Origin of the sequence: Pseudomonas sp. PONIH3 (assembly GCF_002934345.1) — a bacterium.
GTDB lineage: Bacteria > Pseudomonadota > Gammaproteobacteria > Pseudomonadales > Pseudomonadaceae > Aquipseudomonas > Aquipseudomonas soli.
The window spans coordinates 873,325-891,298 of the sequence record NZ_CP026386.1; the positions used below are offsets into that span (position 1 = coordinate 873,325).

General features: G+C 66.9%; 19 protein-coding genes. 12 read left to right on the forward strand and 7 right to left on the reverse strand.

All coding sequences use genetic code 11. The annotated features are described in order from the left end of the window. Positions 1 to 37: 37 nt before the first annotated feature. A complete protein-coding gene (locus C3F42_RS03825) occupies positions 38 to 304 on the reverse strand; it encodes a Pathogenicity locus (protein ID WP_104443997.1) in 267 nt (88 codons plus the stop codon). 88 nt (positions 305 to 392) lie between these two features. On the opposite strand from C3F42_RS03825, the gene C3F42_RS03830 reads away from it, so the two are divergent. Further along, a complete protein-coding gene (locus tag C3F42_RS03830; protein ID WP_038705946.1) occupies positions 393 to 1,010 on the forward strand; it encodes a LysE family transporter in 618 nt (205 codons plus the stop codon). Between the two features lie 3 nt (positions 1,011 to 1,013). On the opposite strand, the gene C3F42_RS03835 is transcribed toward C3F42_RS03830, so the two are convergent. Together C3F42_RS03835 and C3F42_RS03840 are read right to left on the reverse strand one after the other, a co-directional pair. Continuing rightward, positions 1,014 to 1,409 carry a hypothetical protein gene (locus C3F42_RS03835; RefSeq protein WP_104443998.1) on the reverse strand — a complete coding sequence of 132 codons (396 nt, stop codon included), beginning with the start codon at positions 1,407 to 1,409 and terminating at the stop codon, positions 1,014 to 1,016. An 88-nt stretch (positions 1,410 to 1,497) separates the two neighbouring features. After that, positions 1,498 to 2,199 (reverse strand): NUDIX hydrolase, encoded by a 702-nt coding sequence (locus C3F42_RS03840; RefSeq protein ID WP_104443999.1) that lies wholly within the window; start codon positions 2,197 to 2,199, stop codon positions 1,498 to 1,500. Positions 2,200 to 2,341: 142 nt separating this feature from the next. Here C3F42_RS03840 and C3F42_RS03845 point away from each other — a divergent pair, with 142 nt between their 5' ends. From C3F42_RS03845 to C3F42_RS03865, 5 genes are all read left to right on the forward strand, one after another. Further along, positions 2,342 to 2,992 carry a nicotinamidase gene (locus C3F42_RS03845; RefSeq protein WP_023631535.1) on the forward strand — a complete coding sequence of 217 codons (651 nt, stop codon included), beginning with the start codon at positions 2,342 to 2,344 and terminating at the stop codon, positions 2,990 to 2,992. Then, positions 2,989 to 4,188, forward strand: coding sequence for a nicotinate phosphoribosyltransferase (gene pncB / locus C3F42_RS03850; RefSeq protein WP_104444000.1), 1,200 nt, complete (start codon positions 2,989 to 2,991; stop codon positions 4,186 to 4,188). Before C3F42_RS03845 ends, pncB begins: the two co-directional genes overlap by 4 nt. A 155-nt stretch (positions 4,189 to 4,343) precedes the next feature. Next, entirely contained in the window at positions 4,344 to 5,717 is a 1,374-nt protein-coding gene (gene ppnN / locus C3F42_RS03855) for a nucleotide 5'-monophosphate nucleosidase PpnN (protein WP_046855903.1), read from the forward strand. A gap of 215 nt (positions 5,718 to 5,932) precedes the next feature. Then, positions 5,933 to 6,580, forward strand: a complete 648-nt coding sequence (locus tag C3F42_RS03860; protein ID WP_023631532.1) for a TIGR04211 family SH3 domain-containing protein — start codon at positions 5,933 to 5,935, stop codon at positions 6,578 to 6,580. A gap of 118 nt (positions 6,581 to 6,698) precedes the next feature. Beyond that, a complete protein-coding gene (locus C3F42_RS03865; RefSeq protein ID WP_104444001.1) occupies positions 6,699 to 7,709 on the forward strand; it encodes a zinc-binding alcohol dehydrogenase family protein in 1,011 nt (336 codons plus the stop codon). Positions 7,710 to 7,760: 51 nt separating this feature from the next. Here the strand turns inward: C3F42_RS03865 and C3F42_RS03870 are convergent, their stop codons facing one another. Further along, positions 7,761 to 8,666 (reverse strand): LysR family transcriptional regulator, encoded by a 906-nt coding sequence (locus tag C3F42_RS03870; protein ID WP_104444002.1) that lies wholly within the window; start codon positions 8,664 to 8,666, stop codon positions 7,761 to 7,763. Beyond that, positions 8,663 to 8,884 (reverse strand): hypothetical protein, encoded by a 222-nt coding sequence (locus C3F42_RS29240; protein ID WP_158659518.1) that lies wholly within the window; start codon positions 8,882 to 8,884, stop codon positions 8,663 to 8,665. The genes C3F42_RS03870 and C3F42_RS29240 overlap by 4 nt, the downstream gene beginning before the upstream one ends. A 175-nt stretch (positions 8,885 to 9,059) precedes the next feature. Here C3F42_RS29240 and C3F42_RS03875 point away from each other — a divergent pair, with 175 nt between their 5' ends. The 6 genes from C3F42_RS03875 to C3F42_RS03900 all read left to right on the forward strand — a co-directional run bounded on the left by C3F42_RS03875 (position 9,060) and on the right by C3F42_RS03900 (position 16,186). Continuing rightward, positions 9,060 to 10,280 carry a M20/M25/M40 family metallo-hydrolase gene (locus C3F42_RS03875; RefSeq protein ID WP_104444003.1) on the forward strand — a complete coding sequence of 407 codons (1,221 nt, stop codon included), beginning with the start codon at positions 9,060 to 9,062 and terminating at the stop codon, positions 10,278 to 10,280. Positions 10,281 to 10,300: 20 nt separating this feature from the next. Then, positions 10,301 to 11,800: a glycolate oxidase subunit GlcD gene (gene glcD, locus C3F42_RS03880; RefSeq protein WP_104444004.1), complete on the forward strand. Its 1,500-nt coding sequence runs from the start codon at positions 10,301 to 10,303 to the stop codon at positions 11,798 to 11,800. After that, positions 11,800 to 12,846 carry a glycolate oxidase subunit GlcE gene (gene glcE, locus C3F42_RS03885; RefSeq protein ID WP_104444005.1) on the forward strand — a complete coding sequence of 349 codons (1,047 nt, stop codon included), beginning with the start codon at positions 11,800 to 11,802 and terminating at the stop codon, positions 12,844 to 12,846. The genes glcD and glcE overlap by 1 nt, the downstream gene beginning before the upstream one ends. 9 nt (positions 12,847 to 12,855) lie before the next feature. Then, on the forward strand, positions 12,856 to 14,094 hold the full coding sequence (gene glcF / locus C3F42_RS03890) for a glycolate oxidase subunit GlcF (RefSeq protein ID WP_094011151.1): 1,239 nt from the start codon (positions 12,856 to 12,858) through the stop codon (positions 14,092 to 14,094). A gap of 213 nt (positions 14,095 to 14,307) precedes the next feature. Next, positions 14,308 to 14,646 (forward strand): hypothetical protein, encoded by a 339-nt coding sequence (locus C3F42_RS03895; RefSeq protein WP_046855914.1) that lies wholly within the window; start codon positions 14,308 to 14,310, stop codon positions 14,644 to 14,646. Between the two features lie 106 nt (positions 14,647 to 14,752). Beyond that, the gene (locus tag C3F42_RS03900; protein ID WP_104444006.1) at positions 14,753 to 16,186 is read left to right on the forward strand and encodes a PLP-dependent aminotransferase family protein; all 1,434 of its coding nucleotides are present in this window, start codon (positions 14,753 to 14,755) and stop codon (positions 16,184 to 16,186) included. On the opposite strand, the gene C3F42_RS03905 is transcribed toward C3F42_RS03900, so the two are convergent. Further along, positions 16,179 to 17,372: a cyanate transporter gene (locus C3F42_RS03905; RefSeq protein WP_104444007.1), complete on the reverse strand. Its 1,194-nt coding sequence runs from the start codon at positions 17,370 to 17,372 to the stop codon at positions 16,179 to 16,181. The genes C3F42_RS03900 and C3F42_RS03905 overlap by 8 nt on opposite strands. Continuing rightward, entirely contained in the window at positions 17,369 to 17,827 is a 459-nt protein-coding gene (locus tag C3F42_RS03910) for a nucleoside deaminase (RefSeq protein WP_104444008.1), read from the reverse strand. Before C3F42_RS03910 ends, C3F42_RS03905 begins: the two co-directional genes overlap by 4 nt. Positions 17,828 to 17,974 lie beyond the last annotated feature (147 nt).

Genomic DNA, 17,974 nt, shown 5'->3' on the forward strand with positions numbered 1-17,974 from the left:
ACCGTTTGCCCCGAAGACCTTGGTCTTCGGGGCTTTTTTATGCGCCGCTGGCGGGGCACGCGCCCTGCGAGACATGCTCCCTGGCCCGGGCAATCGCCGCCTGTATCGCCCCTCGCGCCTGGGGGCTGTTCTTCCAACAACTGCTGCCCAGCAGCCCGGCGGCCTCGCTGACGATCTGCAAGGCATCGGCTTCGGCCAGCCGTGCCAACGAGCCATACCCCAGTTGCTCAAGGCGCTGCACCACGGTCGGGCCCACGCCCTTGACCGCCAGCAGCACCGCCCGCTCATCCGCACTGAACGCCATCTTCACCTCCCTGTAACGTCGTGGCTTTGCAAACGCGGCGAATGATGGCATATATCGAAGCCCGCCTGCCCCCCCCAGGAGACTCCCCATGCTCGGCGTGACCGACTACGGCGCTTTCGTGATCGCGTTCCTCATCCTCCTGGCGATCCCCGGGCCCGGCAACTTCGCCCTGATCACCGCCACCGGCAAGGGCGGCATCAAGGGCGGGCTGGCCGCCACCTTCGGGGTGATCCTCGGCGACCAGGTGCTGATGTGGCTGGCGGTGGCCGGCGTGGCCACCTTGCTGGCCACCTACCCCACCGCCTTCCACGTGGTGCAGTGGGCCGGTGCCGCCTACCTGGCCTGGCTCGGCCTGCGCATGGTGCTGAGCAAGCCCGGCGGCGCCCCGCGCGAGAGCCGCATGGCCAGCGGCCGCTACCTGCGCCAGACCATGATGATCACCCTGCTCAACCCCAAGGCGATCATGTTCTACATGGCGTTCTTCCCGTTGTTCATCGACCCGGTGCGCCACCAGGGCGTGGTCACCTTCGCCTTCATGGCGCTGACCGTGGCCGGGCTTACCTTGCTCTACGGCCTGATCGCGGTGTTCCTTACCCACCGACTGGCCGAGCGCATGCGCGCCAGCCCGCGCATCGCCAACCTCCTCGAACGCCTGGCCGGCGCCTGCCTGGTCGGCTTCGGCATCAAGCTGGCGGCGATGCGCTGAGGCTCAGGCGTCGCGCAGCAGGTCGTGGGCGTCGAGCAGGCGAAAAGCCACTTGCGGGTTGCGCTCGAGCCCCCGGCGAATCGCCGCGGGGATGGCTTGGCGCGTCTTGCGGCACAGGCCCAACTGCGCCTCCAGTTCGATGACGATACCGCGCATGGTGCGTACTTCGTTGAAGCCTGGGGCGATGTGCACGCGGATGCCGAGCTGCTCGTAGAGGCGTGACTGCAGGCGCTTTAGGTCTTCAAGATCCCTGAGGTTCTCCAGGCGCTCGACCAGGCGCTTTTCCTCCTCGCGGGTGAGTAGCAGGATGCGCCGCTCGGGGCCGTCGGCCAGGCGTTCGCGGCCGCAGTCGCAGGCGCCCGGCGGGCATGGGTGACGTTGGGGGAGCGGGTTGGTCATGGCTGCAAGGATAGCCGCTGCATTTTCCTTGTGCCGCCTGGTCCGACTTCATCGCCGGCAAGCGGCCGATCGTTGCTGTTGCGCAAGCTCAGCCTCCCGCCAGCAGACTGCGGTCGAACATGAACGTCCCCGCCCCCTGCGGGGTATGCCGGTACAGCTGCTGCGGCCGCCCGAGCCTGGGCTGGACCTTCTCGCCGGTGTCCTGCACCCAGCCTTCGCTCTTCATGCGTTCAAGGCGTTTGCGCAGCGAGGTGTTGTTGACCACCTGCCCCAGGCACGCCTGCACCGCTGCCAGGGCGTCCAGCACGGTGAACCGCTCGGGCGCCAGGTACAACGGCAGATTGGTGTACACGGCCTTGGCCGCCAACCGCTCACAGGAGCGCTCGACCAGCAGGCCATGGTCGAACGGCAGCAACAGCTCACGCGACAGAACGCGTTGAAGGTCAAAGAAGGCAACCTGCGCGTTTTCTACCACGACCGCCGGGTCGAGCAGCGCCAGGTAGTAGGTGCTCAAGGTCCAGCCCCGAGGGTCGCGAACGCCATTGCCTTCAGTGCCTACCTGTTCCAGATGGCGGGGGACCACCTTGGCCTTTTCCGCCAGGACACGGGCGGCGGCGGCATCCAGACTGTTGTCCGAGGTGCTGCCATTGACGATCACACCTGGCAGGGCCCATTGCCCTTCGTAGGGCTCGCGTCCACGCCGGTGCAACAACACCTCCAGACGAAGGCTGTGCGGCGACAGGCGCAGGGCGATGATATCCACGCTGGCCAGGACTTGTGCTGTGCTCACGGTACGATTCCTTCTGGTAACCCGCTTATATTCCACCAGGGCTATTAAATCTATCAAGGGCTAATTCCGATTTGGGAATAGCCTTGACACACATAATGCACCAGGTGAATTATATGACCATCTCAGCCGAGGACCTCTGCCCATGATCATCGCCAGCTTCGACGTCGACGCGCAAAACGGCTTTACCGCCAACGCTCCCCAGGAGTTGCCGGTGCCCGGCGGCCACCTGATCGCGCCTGCGCTCAACACCATGGCGCAGCGCGCCATGCTGCGCCTGGGCAGCAAGGACGCCCACCCGGCAAACGCCGCCTGGGTAGTCGCCGAAGCCGCCCAGATGCTGCAACCCCTGGCTCTGGCCAACGCCGACCTGACCTGGGTCAGCCACTGCGTCCCCGGCACGTCCGGCTTCGAACTGCTCCCCGGCCTGCCCGCCCCCATCGACTACGACTACTTCGTCTGGAAAGGCGTCGAACCCGACCTGCACCCCTACGGCGCCTGCTACCACGACCTGGCGGAACGCCGCTCCACCGGTGTCATCGAGTTCCTCAAGGTGCAACAGGTACAGGCGATCATCGTTGGCGGCCTGGCGCTGGACTACTGCGTGCGCACCACCGCCCTGCAACTGCGCCGCGCCGGTTTCGAGGTGTTGTTGTACCTGCCGGCCTGCCGCGCACTGAGCGCTGAGGGCGCACAGGCTGCCCGCACTGCCATGGCCAATGCCGGCATCCACTTGTGCGGCGACGAACAGGCCCTCGACGACCAGCTCACCGCCCTCAAGGAGGCTCGCCCATGAGCGACAGCGTTTTCGGCCCACGGATCATCCAGAACCTGCTGGACACCGACTTCTACAAAATCACCATGATGCAGGCGGTGCTGCACAACTACCCCAACGCCGAGGTGGAATGGGAGTTCCGCTGCCGCAACAACGAGGACCTGGCGCCCTACCTCGCCGAGATCCGCTACCAAGTCGAGCAGTTGGCCGATGTGTCGATCACCCACGACCAGTTGGCCTACCTGGAAAAGATTCCGTTCATCAAGCCGGACTTCATTCGCTTCCTCAGCCTGTTCCGCTTCAACCTGCGTTATGTGCAGGTGGGCCTGGACGACGCCGGGCAGCTGGCGATCCGCCTGCGCGGCCCCTGGTTGCACGTGATCCTGTTCGAGATCCCGCTGCTGGCGATCATCAGTGAAGTACGCAACCGCTATCGCTACCGCGAGGTGGTGATCGAACAGGTCGGCGAGCGCCTCTACCAGAAGCTCGACTGGCTCAAGGCCGAAGCCAGCGGTGACGAGCTGGCCGGCCTGCAGTTGGCCGACTTCGGCACCCGCCGACGTTTCTCCTACCGGGTGCAGGAAGAGGTGGTGCACATCCTCAAGCGCGATTTCCCCGGGCGCTTCGTCGGCACCAGCAACGTGCACCTGGCCCGCGAGTACCAGGTCAAGCCCATCGGCACCATGGCCCACGAATGGTTCATGGCCCACCAGCAGCTCGGCCCGCGCCTGGTGGACAGCCAAGCCGCCGCCCTCGAGTGCTGGGTGCGCGAGTACCGCGGCCAGCTGGGCATCGCCCTGACCGACTGCATCGGCATGGACGCGTTCATGAAGGACTTCGACCTGTACTTCGCCAAACTCTTCGATGGCCTGCGCCATGACTCGGGCGAACCGCTGGCCTGGGCCGAGAAAGCCATCGCCCACTATGAGCGGCTGGGCATCGACCCACAGGGCAAGACCCTGATTTTCTCCGACGGGCTGGACTTCGAGAAGATGCTCACGCTCTACCGCGCCCTGCACGGGCGGATCAACGTCAGCTTCGGTATCGGCACCAACCTGACCTGCGACATCCCCGGCGTCACGCCGATGAACATCGTGATCAAGATGACCGCCTGCAACGGCGCGCCAGTGGCGAAGATTTCCGACAGCCCGGGCAAGACCCAGTGCCGGGACGAGAACTTCGTGGCGTACCTGCGGCATGTGTTCAACGTCCAATAACCCCGGGGCTGCCATGCAGCCCTTTCGCCGTCAAGCCGGCTCCCACAGGCTAGGCACTGCAGTCCAAGGTTTTTCACCAAGGCCCTCGTTGCCACGCACATTTGCTTGTATGGTGTTGTCAAAGAAGGATGTTTTACCCGCACAGGAAAGACCAGATGCCCCAACGCAATGTCATCAACGCCTCCGTCAGCCCCAAGGGCAGCCTGGAGACGCTGTCGCAACGTGAAGTCCAGCAACTGAGCGAAGTCGGTACCGGCAGCCTCTACACCCTGTTCCGCCAGTGCGCCCTGGCCATCCTCAACACCGGCGCCCATGTCGATAATGCCAAGACCATCCTCGAGGCCTACAAGGACTTCGAGGTACGTATCCACCAGCAGGACCGCGGCGTGCGCCTGGAACTGCTCAACGCCCCGGCCGACGCCTTCGTCGATGGCGAGATGATCGCCAGTACCCGCGAGATGTTGTTCAGCGCCCTGCGCGACATCGTCTACACCGAGAGCGAACTGGCCAGCCAGCGCATCGACCTGGAAAGCTCGCAAGGCATCACCGACTACGTCTTCCACCTGCTGCGCAACGCCCGCACCCTGCGCCCCGGTGTCGAGCCGAAGATGGTGGTGTGCTGGGGCGGCCACTCGATCAGCACCGAGGAATACCAGTACACCAAGAAGGTCGGCCACGAGCTGGGCCTGCGCAAGCTGGATGTCTGCACCGGCTGCGGCCCGGGCGTGATGAAAGGGCCGATGAAGGGCGCCACCATCGCCCATGCCAAGCAGCGCATGCACGGCAGCCGCTACCTGGGCCTGACCGAGCCGGGCATCATCGCCGCCGAGGCGCCCAACCCGATCGTCAACGAGCTGGTGATCCTGCCGGACATCGAGAAGCGTCTGGAAGCCTTCGTGCGTGTCGGCCACGGCATCATCATCTTCCCCGGCGGCGCCGGTACCGCCGAGGAGTTCCTCTACCTGCTCGGCATCCTCATGCACCCGGACAACCAGGGCCTGCCGTTCCCGGTGGTGCTCACCGGGCCGCGCAGCGCCGAGCCGTTCCTGCTGCAGTTGCATGCCTTCGTCGGCGCCACTCTCGGCGAGGCGGCGCAGCGCCACTACCAGATCATCATCGACGACCCGGCCGAAGTGGCGCGGCAGATGGTCGAGGGGCTCAAGGCAGTCAAGCAGTTCCGCCGCGAGCGCAACGACGCCTTCCACTTCAACTGGCTGCTGAAGATCGACGAAGGCTTCCAGCGCCCGTTCGACCCGACCCACGAGAACATGGCCAACCTGGCCCTGCGCCGCGACCTGCCGCCACACGAGCTGGCGGCCAACCTGCGCCGGGCGTTCTCGGGCGTGGTTGCCGGCAACGTCAAGGACAAGGGCATCCGCCTGATCGAGGAGCACGGGCCTTACCAGATCCGCGGCGATGCGGCGATCCTCGACCCACTCGGGCGCCTGCTGCAGGCGTTCGTCGACCAGCACCGCATGAAGTTGCCCGGTGGGGCGGCGTATGTGCCGTGCTATGAAGTAGTGGCCTAGGGCACTGGGGGCCGCTTTGCGGCCCTTTCGCCGGGGAATTGGCGCCCATGGCAGCCAATAATTCCTGATTTTTCGCAATATTTTGCAGATATTTCCTGCGCCAGGTGGTGAACCTGCCCACAAAAAAACGGTCTTTCGCTGACGGTCAATCCACCCGACCGGATCGCCGGCCCAGTCATCGGGCCTTCATTCGTCCTGTTTCAGCGAAGACCAGCATGCCAGACATCCAGCCTTCCCCTGCCCTCACCGCCCTGCGCGGTGGCCTGATCGCCGCCCTGATCGCCCTCGCCGCCCCGGCCCACGCCGAAGAGCCGGCCACTGATGCGCGTTGGGTCAGTGACAGCCTGAACACTTACGTACGCAGCGGCCCTACCGATGGCCATCGCATCGTCGGCACGCTCAAGTCCGGGCAGAAGGTCACTTTGGTCACCAGCCAAGGCAACTACAGCCAGGTACGCGGGCAGAGCGGCGACCTGGTATGGATCCTCACCAGCGACCTGCAGGCGGTGCCCGGCCAGAGCGAGCGCCTGCCGCAGCTCGACGCCCAGGTGGCCGAACTGTCCGGCCAGCTCAAGACCATCGACGACAGCTGGAAAAACCGCGTGCAGGGCATGCAGGAGACCCTCGATTCGCGCAAGGCGCTGATCGACGAGCTGGAAACCCGTAACAAGGCACTCAATGAACAGCTCGAGCAGAGCCAGTCGAGCCTGCGCGACACCCAGGCGCGCCTGGGTGACGAGAACAAGCAGGTGATGATGCGCTACATGGTGTATGGCGGCAGCATCGCCGGGGCCGGGCTGCTGGCGGGGCTGATCCTGCCGGCGCTGACCCGAGGGCGCAAACGCAACGATCGTTGGTTCTGACCAGCATGGCCGCTACATTTTCAAGAAAATGCTGAAACTGTTCCTGTGATTGCGATGTTTTTGCGATAAATCTTGCAGGCTAAGGTTGCCCTACCTACCACTCAGGGATCCTGATGCCATGAAAGCCATCGTCTTCACCCAACACGGCCTGCCACTGACCGATCCGGCCTCGCTCTACGACAGCGACCTGCCCGCGCCTGTACCCGGCCCACGCGATCTGCTGGTGGAAGTCCGCGCCATCGCAGTCAACCCGGTCGACACCAAGGTCCGCGCCGGCAGCGGCAGCACCGATCAACCCAAGGTGCTGGGCTGGGACGCGGTCGGCGTGGTGCGCGCCATCGGCGAAGAGGTGACGCTGTTCCAGCCCGGCGACGAGGTCTTCTATGCCGGTGCCATCGACCGCCCTGGCAGCTACAGCGAACTGCACCTGGTCGATGAGCGCATCGTCGGCCACAAGCCGCGCAGCCTGGACAATGCCAGCGCCGCCGCCCTGCCGCTGACCTCGATCACCGCCTGGGAGTTGCTGTTCGACCGCCTGGGCGTGCGCGAAGGCGGCGGCGAAGGGCAAAGCCTGCTGATCGTCGGCGCCAGCGGTGGCGTGGGTTCGATCCTCACCCAGCTGGCGCGCCAACTCACCAACCTCACCGTGATCGGCACCGCCTCGCGCCCTGAAACCCAGGCCTGGGTACGCCAACTCGGCGCCCACCAGGTGATCGATCACAACCAGCCGCTGGCACCCCAGCTGGAGGCTGTGGGCATAGGCCAGGTGGACCTGGTGATCAGCCTGACCCACACCGACCGCCACTTCGCGCAGTTGGTCGAGGTGCTGCGCCCACAAGGCCGCCTGGCACTGATCGACGACCCGGCCAGCCTCGACGTGGTGCCGCTCAAGCGCAAGTCGCTGTCGTTGCACTGGGAGCTGATGTTCACCCGTTCGCTGTACCAGACCGCCGACATGATCAAGCAGCACGAACTGCTGGAGCGAATTGCCGGGCTGGTCGATGAAGGCGTGATCAAGACCACGCTGGGCGAGCATTTCGGTGCGATCAACGCGGCCAACCTGCGCCGCGCCCACGAGTTGATCGAAAGCGGCAAGGCAAAGGGCAAGGTTGTACTGGAAGGTTTCTAGATTTCCGAGGCGCCAGGCAGCGGCGCTACGCCGCTCCTGCAGATTACTCAGCTAACCCAACTCGGCAAACTTCTCCCCCAGGTAGCTCCGCAACCGCTGGATCGCCGGCGACACCGCCTGACGGTGCACGCACACCAGTTGCAGCGGCGCCGCCTGGCCGCATTCCGATGGGAACAGCTCCACCAGCCGCCCGGCCCGCACATCGGCCAGCACATCCAGCCGCGACTTGTAGACGATCCCCAGCCCCGCCACCGCCCAGCGGCGGACCACATCTGCATCGTCACTGGTGCGGTCGCCCGAAACGCTCACCGTCCTGACCCCGTCCGGCAGGTGGAAGCCCCAGCGTTCGTGGGTCTGTTCGCCCATCACATAGCGCAGGCAATTGTGCCCGGCCAGCTCCTCCGGGGTGCGGGGCGTGCCATGGCGGGCGATGTAGCTCGGCGCGGCGCACAGCGTGCGGCGGTTGTCCGGGGCCAGGGGCAGCGCCACCAGGCCCGAATCGGCCAACTGGCCGTAGCGGATACTGGCATCCAGGCGATCCCCCACCATGTCCGCCACCTGGTCGCTCAGGCGCAGTTGCAGGCTGATGCCCGGGTGCTGCAACTGGAACTCGTCGAGCCAGGGCAGCAGCACATTGCGCCCCAGGTCCGAGGGCATCGACAGACGCAGCACCCCGCCGATCTCTTCGCGCCCTTGCTCCAGGGCCATCTCGCCCTCCACCAGTGCCTCAAGCACCTGTCGCGCATGGGGCAGGTAGCGCTGGCCTTCATCCGACAGGCGCAGACGCCGGGTCGAACGCACCAGCAGGCGGACCCCCAGGCTGCGCTCCAGGCGCTGCACGGCGCCGCTGGCCAGGGCCGGCGAGATGTCCAGCTGGCGCGCCGCCGCGGAGAAACTGCCGGTTGCCACGGTACTGACGAATACCTGCAGGTCGTCCATGCGCACGAGTTTCTTCATGCCGGCACCTCGCTGTCGCGCAGGGACGAACGCAGCTTACCGCCGGCGACGCTGAAATTGCGCGGGGCATGGACCGGCCGCCCGCTCAGCAGGCTGGCGATCTCGAACACCGACTGCGAGGCCAGCGCCATCACATGGAAACCTTCGCACAACAGATAACCGACCCGATGCATGGGCACACTCCAGAGCATGTCTCGAATTCGTACTGTATGGGTCATTTCCGTCACCGGTAAAGCCTGGCCTCCCCCACCCCACAGAGTCGCGACCATGAACGCCGAACGCCTATCAAACCGGCGTCTGGCACATCCTTACGGGCTGTAGGCGCAACAACTCGGGCGGCCATTCATCGGGTAGGGTCTACGCTGAAGGGTTCATGACAACGAGACCCTGCCCATGCATCTGCGACTTTGCACTCTGGCCCTCGCCCTCACCTGCGCCACCGCCCAGGCCGTCGAGCCCACGCACCAGGAGCTGTACAGCCAGGCCCAGGCCGAACAGCCGCACTACCTGGAAACCCTCAAGTCCCTGGTTTCGGTAGACACCGGCACCGGTACCGAGGCGGGACTGAAACAGGTCGGTGCCGAGCTGGTGAAACGCCTCGAGGCCCTCGGCGCCAAGGTCACCACCCAACCAGCCACGCCGTCGGTGGGCGACAACATCGTCGGCACATTCAAGGGCAATGGCGACAAGGACTTCCTGCTGATGGTCCACTACGACACGGTGTTCGGCCCCGGTACCGTGGCCAAGCGCCCGTTCCGCATCGAAGGCGAGCGCGCCTATGGCCCTGGCGTGGCCGATGCCAAGGGCGGCGTGGCGATGATCCTGCATGCGCTGAAGCTGCTGCAGGACCAGCAGTACAAGGGCTATCGCACCCTCACCGTGCTATTCAACCCGGATGAGGAAATGGGCTCGGCAGGCTCCAGGCAGCTAATCGCCGAGCTGGCGCGCCAGCACGACTTCGTCTTTTCCTACGAGCCACCGGACAAGGACGCGGTGACCGTCGCCACCAACGGCATCAACCGCCTGAAACTCACGGTGAATGGCCGCGCCTCCCACGCCGGCTCCGCGCCGGAGGCCGGGCGCAACGCGCTGATCGAACTGGCGCACCAGTTGCTGCAATTGAATGCCCTCGGCGACAAGGACAAGGGCACCACCGTCAACTGGACCCTGGCCAAGGCCGGAGAGAAGGCCAACATCATCCCTGCCCTGGCCAGCGCCGAGGCCGACATGCGTTATTCCGACCTGAGCGAGACCGAGCGGGTACAGGAGGATGCCTTGCGGATCATCAAGAAGCAGTTGGTCGCCGATACCCAGGTCGAGCTGGTCATGGAAAAAGGCCGTCCGCCTCTGGCGAAGAACGACGCCTCCACGCAGCTTGCACAAACTGCGCGGCAGCTCTACAGCAAGATCGACCGGCAACTGCAGCCGATCGCCATGCGCTTCGGCACCGACGCCGGCTACGCCTACTTGCCCGACAGCGACAAGCCCGCAGTGCTGGAGACCCTGGGTGTGGTCGGCGCCGGCCTGCATGGCGACGACGAGTACATGGAGATCGCCAGCGTGGCGCCACGCCTGTACCTGACGGTGGCAATGATCAGGCAACTGGCGCAATAGGCCACTGCGCAGGAGCGCCCATGAACATCCTCTACGACGAACGTGTCGACGGCCCGTTGCCAAGCGTGGACAAGCCGGCGCTGCTGGCCGCCCTGCGCGAGGCCCTGCCCGACCTGGACATCCTGCACCGCAGCGAAGACCTCAAGCCCTATGAATGCGACGGCCTCTCGGCCTACCGCACACTGCCCCTGCTGGTGGCACTGCCCGAGCGGCTGGAGCAGGTGCAGGCGCTGCTGCGGCTCTGCCACCAGCGCGGCGTGCCGGTGGTCGCGCGCGGTGCCGGCACCGGCCTGTCGGGCGGCGCGTTGCCGCTGAGCCAGGGCATCCTGCTGGTGATGGCGCGCTTCAACCGCATCCTCGAAGTCAACCCGCAGGGCCGCTTCGCCAGGGTCCAGCCTGGCGTGCGCAACCTGGCGATTTCCCAGGCGGCGGCGCCCCACGGTTTGTACTACGCGCCGGATCCCTCCTCGCAGATCGCCTGCTCGATTGGCGGCAATGTCGCCGAGAACGCCGGCGGCGTGCACTGCCTTAAGTACGGGCTGACCGTGCACAACCTGCTGAAAGTGGAGATCCTCACCGTCGAGGGCGAGCGCCTGACCCTCGGCAGCGATGCCCTGGACAGCCCCGGCTTCGACCTGCTGGCACTGTTCACCGGCTCCGAGGGCATGCTCGGCATCGTCACCGAGGTCACCGTCAAGCTGCTGCCCAGGCCACAGGTAGCGCGGGTGCTGCTGGCCAGCTTCGCCAACGTCGAGCACGCCGGGCGCGCGGTGGCCGATATCATCGCCGCCGGGATCATCCCGGCAGGCCTCGAGATGATGGACAACCTGGCGATCCGCGCCGCCGAGGCCTTCATCCACGCCGGCTACCCGGTGGACGCGGCGGCGATCCTGCTGTGCGAACTGGACGGGGTCGAGGCCGATGTGCACGACGACTGCGTCCGCGTCGATGCCGTGCTGCGCCAGGCCGGTGCCCGCGAGGTGCGCCTGGCCTGCGACGAAGCCGAACGCGTGCGCTTCTGGGCCGGGCGCAAGAACGCCTTCCCGGCGGTGGGGCGCATTTCGCCGGACTACTACTGCATGGACGGCACCATCCCGCGGCGCGAGCTGCCGCGAGTGCTCGCTGGCATCAGCCAACTGTCCGAGACATACGGCCTGCGGGTCGCCAACGTTTTCCATGCCGGCGACGGCAACATGCACCCGCTGATCCTGTTCGACGCCAACCTGCCCGGCGAGCTGGAACGCGCCGAAGCCCTCGGTGGCCGGATCCTCGAGTTGTGCGTGGCGGTGGGCGGCAGCATCACCGGCGAGCACGGCGTGGGCCGGGAGAAGATCAACCAGATGTGCGCCCAGTTCAACAGCGACGAGATCACCCTGTTCCACGCGGTCAAGGCCGCCTTCGACCCACGGGGCCTGCTCAACCCGGGCAAGAACATTCCTACCCTGCAGCGCTGCGCCGAGTTCGGCGCGCTGCATGTACACCATGGGCAGTTGCCCTTCCCCGACCTGGAGCGCTTCTGATGGGCACCGATCTCAGCCAGCAGTTGCTGGAGCAGGTCAGCCAGGCGTTGCGCCAGGGCACCGCGCTGCGCATCCAGGGCGGCAACAGCAAGGCCATGCTCGGCCGCCCGGTGGCCGGCGAGCTTGTCGACACCCGTGGGCACCGCGGTATCGTCAGCTACGACCCCACCGAACTGGTGCTCACCGCCCGTGCCGGCACGCCGCTGCGGGAGATCGAGGCGACGCTGCGCGAGGCCGGGCAGATGCTGCCTTGCGAGCCGCCGCACCTGGGGCCCGAGGCGACGCTGGGCGGCATGGTCGCCGCCGGGCTTTCGGGGCCGCGCCGGCCCTGGGCAGGCGCGGTGCGCGACTATGTCCTGGGCACACGACTGATCACCGGCCACGGCAAGCACCTGCGCTTTGGCGGCGAGGTAATGAAGAATGTCGCCGGCTACGACGTATCGCGGCTGATGACGGGCAGCTTCGGCTGCCTTGGCCTGCTCACCGAGGTTTCCTTGAAGGTGCTGCCCAGGCCGCGCCAGTGCCTGGGCCTGCGCCTGGAAATGGATGCCCGCCAGGCACTGGCCAGGTTGGCCGAATGGGGCCAGCAGCCATTGCCGATCAGCGCCGCCAGCCACGACGGCGAGGCGCTGCACCTGCGCCTGGAGGGCGGCGAAGGCTCGGTGCGCTCGGCCCGCGAGCGCTTGGGCGGCGAGGTCGTCGACCCGCGCTACTGGAGCGACCTGCGCGAGCAACGACTGGCGTTCTTCAGTGCGCCGGCCACGCTGTGGCGCCTGTCCCTGCCCATCACCTGCGGCGTGCTCGAGCTGCCCGGGCAGCAACTGATCGACTGGGGCGGCGCCCAGCGCTGGCTCAGGTCCGAGGCGCCGGCGGCCACCCTGCGCGCCCTGGTGGCCGAGGCCGGCGGCCATGCCACCGCCTACGCGCCCGGCGACGACAGCAGTGCGCCACTGGACCCGATGACGCTGCGCTACCACCAGGCGCTGAAGCGCCAACTCGACCCCCAGGGCATCTTCAACCCTGGTCGCCTGTATGCACACTTGTGAGGCCACGGCATGCAAACCCGACTGAGTGACTCCGCCCGCCACCTGGCCCGCGCCGACGAGGCCGAGCGCATCCTGCGGTCTTGCGTGCACTGCGGCTTTTGCACCGCCACCTGCCCCACCTACCAGCTGCTCGGCGACGAGCTGGACGGCCCACGTGGGCGCATCTACCTGATCAAGCAGGTGCTCGAAGGCGAACCGGTCAGCGCCAGCACCCAGACGCATCTGGACCGTTGCCTGAGCTGTCGCAATTGCGAGACCAGCTGCCCCTCCGGCGTGCAGTACCACAACCTGCTCGACATCGGCCGCGCCGTGGTCGACCGCCAGGTGCCGCGGCCTTTGGCCCAGCGCCTGCTGCGCAGTGGCTTGCGTGCGGTAGTGCCGAGGCCGGCGCTGTTCAGGGCCCTGCTGCACAGCGGCCTTGCCCTGCGCCCCCTGCTCCCGGTCAACCTCAAGGCCAAGCTGCCGCCGCAGATCGCCGCCGCCGGCCAGCGCCCGTCAGCAAGGCACGCTCGCCGCGTGTTGCTGCTTGAAGGTTGCGTGCAGCAGGCGCTCTCACCCAATACCAACGCCGCCACCGCCCGCCTGCTCGACCGCCTCGGCATCAGTGTCGAACCGATAGCCGAGGCCGGTTGCTGCGGCGCCGTGGACTATCACCTGGATGTCCAGGCACGCGGCCTGGAGCGTGCCCGACACAACATCGACGCCTGGTGGCCGGCCATCGAGGCCGGCGCCGAGGCCATCGTGCAGACCGCCAGCGGCTGCGGCGCATTCGTGCGTGACTATGGCCACCTGCTCGAAGGCGACCCGCGCTACGCCGCCAAGGCCGCCAGGGTCAGCGCGCTGTCCCGGGACCTGGTACAGGTGCTGCAGGCCGAGCCGCTGGAACACCTGGGGTTGTGCGCCGAGCAGCGCCTGGCCTTCCACTGCCCCTGCACCCTGCAGCACGCCCTCAAGCTCGGCGGTGCGGTGGAAGGCCTGCTGACGCGCCTGGGCTTTCACCTCACCCCGGTGCCCGATGGCCACCTGTGCTGCGGCTCGGCCGGCACCTACTCGCTGACCCAGCCGACGCTGGCGCGGCAATTGCGCGATGAGCGTATCAATGCCCTGGAGAGCGGCAGCCCACAGGTCATTGCCACGGCCAACATCGGTTGCCAGGTGCACCTTGCAAGTGCCGGGCGAACGCCGGTGCGGCACTGGGTCGAGATCGTCGAGGCGGCGCTCGATGCCACGCGCACTGCGACGCTGTAGCCTGTCTGACCGGGCATCCAAGACCGTGGCAACAGGTGCTGGAGCTGACGCGGATCAAGGCGATGTTCAACCTCCTGCCTGTATTTTCGGAACCCTCCTACCGAAAGCAAGGACGCTTCTTGATTGTTGCCACATCCGCGGCGAAACATCATCCGACCTGGAGACGTTACGGCCGCCCCGGCGCGGCCAACCCCATCCAGACGAGGCCATGCCATGCCCACACACGACCGCCCTACCCGCGAACTGCGCCATACCCTGCGCCAGTTGCTGGCCCATGAAGTCAGCAACCCCGATGACAACCCACACCTGTCCGGTGTGCGCTTCTTCTGCGCCACCGACGAGCACACCCGCCAACTGATCGAGCGCGTCGAGCTGCTCGCCAGCGAGGCCTTCTTCGACGCCAAGGGCCGCGCCATCCCCGCCCGCATGCGCGAGGCCACGGTGGATGGCGTATGCATCAAGCAGAAACGCAAGGCCTGCGACGACGAAACGGTGATCCGCATCGCGCTGCCCGCAAAAGGCTACATCACCATCAGTACCGCCCGCCTGTGAACACCCGCTGCCTGCAGGCGCGGGCCTGGCTCGCGCCTGCGGCCCTTGCGGCTTTGCCGATAAACCCCGAAGCTTCTACATCCCTGCGCTTCGGACCCTTCCCACGATGGAACTGCACATCCGCCTCGAAGGCCGCAAAGGCCTTGCCGAGCAGCTCTACCGGCAACTGCGCGCCGGCATCGACAGCGGCCACCTCGCCGCCGGCACGCAACTGCCGCCCACCCGCCTGCTGGCCGAACAGCTGGGGGTCTCGCGCAAGACCGTGGCCGAAGCCTATTCACGCCTGACCTACGACAACCTGCTTAGCGGCGTGGTTGGCCGCGGCACCTTCATCAGCCCACGCCACACCTTGCGCCAGGGCGACAGCGAGCACATCCCGCTGGCCGCCGCCGACACGCTCGAACGCTGGCGCCAGCGCGCCACGGTACTGGCCCAGCGGGCGCTGGACGCGCCTTCGCGCTATGACTTCATCGGCGGAGCCTCGAGCAAGTCGCAGTTTCCCTACGATCAATGGCGCAGTTGCATGAACTACGCCCTGCGCCGTAGCCAGCGGCACCCCGAGCGGCAGTTTTCCGCCCAGGGCCTGCCCGAACTGCGCGAAGCCATCACCCATCACATCGCCTTCACCCGCGGCATCCAGTGCGCGCCCAGCGATGTGCTGGTGTGCAACGGCGCCCAGCAGGCGCTGGACCTTATCGCCCGGGTGCTGGTCGAGCCCGGCTGCAAGGTGGCCATGGAAGACCCGGGCTACCCGCCGGCCCGGCAGTTGTTCCAGGCCTTGGGCGCGCGCATGCAGTCAGTGCCCGTGGACGACCAGGGATTGTGCGTGGAGCAGATCGAGGATGGCACCCGGCTGATCTACGTGACCCCCTCGCACCAGTTCCCGCTGGGCATGCCCATGGCCGCGCCACGGCGCGAGGCGCTGCTGGCGCGGGCCGCCGAACTTGGCGCGCTGATCATCGAGGATGACTACGACTGCGAGTTCCGCTACCAGGGGCCTGCCGCCGAGGCCCTGCAACGCATGGACCGGCATGGCCTGGTGGCCTATGTCGGGACGTTCTCCAAGACCCTGCTGCCCGAACTGCGCCTGGGCTACGCGGTGCTGCCGCCCGCCGTGCTGCAGGCCGCCTGCGTGGCCAAGCACCTGAGCGACTGGCACAGCCCGACCCTGCAGCAATGGGCGCTGGCGCGGTTCCTCGCCGAAGGCCACCTGAACAAGCACATCCGCCGTTGCCACGAGGTCTACAGCGCACGCCGCGAGCGGATCCTGGCGCGGCTTGACGGCGACCTGGCGCCGTGGTTCGACGCGGTGCCGGCCAGCGCGGGCTTTCACCTGAGCGCGCTGGCCAAGCCTGGGGTGGATGTCGAGTTGCTGATCAGCCTGGCGCGCAAGGTGGAGGTGGGCCTCTACTCCCTCGCGCCGTTCTTCAACGAGGCCCCGGTGCGGCCGGGGCTGCTGCTGGGCTTCGGCGCCATCGAGCTGCTGGATATCGACCCGGCGCTGGACCGCGTCGCCGACACCCTGCAGCGCCTCAGTTGACCAGCGCTTCAGCGGGCTGCCGGCAACGGGCAATCGCCCTGGCGTAGCCCTTCGGCGCGAAGCACGCAGTCACCAGCAACATCGCCAGCACGGTGCAGGCCAGTAACGTCCAGGAGGCCTGGAAGTCGCCGCTGACATCGCGCAGCCAGCCGGTGATGTACGGCACGATGCCGGTGACGATGAAGCCCACGCCCTGGACGAATGCCGCCAGGCTGCCGGCTTCGCCGGGGCAGCGCAGGTGCTCCAAGGTCAGCGTCAGGCTGAGGCTGAAACAGGCCCCCAGGCCCAGGCCAATCATCGCCACCCACAGGCCCATGGCGCTGGCCGGCGCCAGCAGCAGGCCGAGGAAGCCCCCGAGCTGGATCAGCAAGGCCAGCCAAAGGCCGGGCCGGCGATCGACCAGTCGCCGCAGCAGCAATGGCAGGCCCAGGGCGCCGCAGACCTGGAAGATGGTCATCAGGCCAACCAGCTCACCGCCCCCCTGTGCCGTGCCGCCGTGCTCCAGGTGATAGGCCGGCAGCCACGCCACCATGCTGGTATAGCCGCCATTGATCAGCCCGAAGTACAACGCCAGCAACCAGGCCCTGCGGTTGCCGAACCAGTGCCCGCCACTGCCGGCGGCCTGGCTTGGCGTAGGTTGGCGCGGACGCAGCAGTACCCAGGCAGCCATTGCCAGCAGCGCCGGCAGCGCCCAGAGGCCCAGGCCGAACTGCCAATCGCCGAAGTGTGCGGCAATCCCAGGGCCGAGCACCGCAGCCAAACCACCACCGCTCATCAATGCCGCCGAATACAGCCCCATGCTCGCCGCCAGGCGGTTGGGGAACCAGCGATTGACCAGCCCCGGCATCATGCCCTGCACCACGGCAACGCCCAAGCCGGCGACCACGGCGCTGGCGATCAACGCCCAGGCGCTGTCCAGCTGCAGGCGCCACAGGCAAGCCAGGGTAATAGCCGCAAGCCCCGCTAGCATGCCGCCATGCTCGCTCAGCCAGCGTCGCAGCCAGGGTTGCAACAACGGGATCAGGCCCATGCACAGCACCGGCAACGCGGTCAGCAACGCCGCCTGCTGGTAACCCAGGCCGGTGCCCTGGCGCATGGGTTCGAGCAAAGGGCCGATGCTGGTGAGGATCGGTCGTAGGTTCAGGGCCAGCAGCACCACCAGCAACAGGTTCAGCGCGCCCCTCATCCTTGGCTGGCCTGCTGCCATTCACGGTACAGGCCACTCTCACCCGCGGGCTTCAGCGGGCGCAGGGGCAGGCTCTGCTGCTGCGGCGGGCGGGCCATCTGCGCATACACCGCGGCGGTGGACAGGCCATAGGGCTCGCCTTCGTCATTGTCGTAGGCGAACCAGGCACGCTCGATGCCACACAGGTGCATGGCTGCCAGGCACATCGGGCACGGGTGGCCGCTGGCATAGATCTCGGCGCCCTCCAGGCGTGGCCGGCCAAGGACCTGGGCAGCCTGGCGGATGGCCTGCATCTCGGCGTGGCTGGTCGGGTCCTGGGTGCTGTGGATCTCGTTGACGGCGCGGGCGATCACCTGCCCCTGGTAGACCAGCACGGCGCCGAACGGGCGGCCGCCGGCCTGGATATTGCCGCGGGCCAGCTCGAGGGCCTCGCGCATGTAGCGATCTGCGGACATGGAAAGGTTCTCCGGTATTGACCCGGCCATTATCCCGGCTGCGATGCGCCGACAGAAATGAAGAGATTGGATGCCTGTCAGTGGCCATCCAAATGCGCGATTGGCCTCCTGGCAAAGCGCGGGATTGGCTATTCGGCACGACACGGC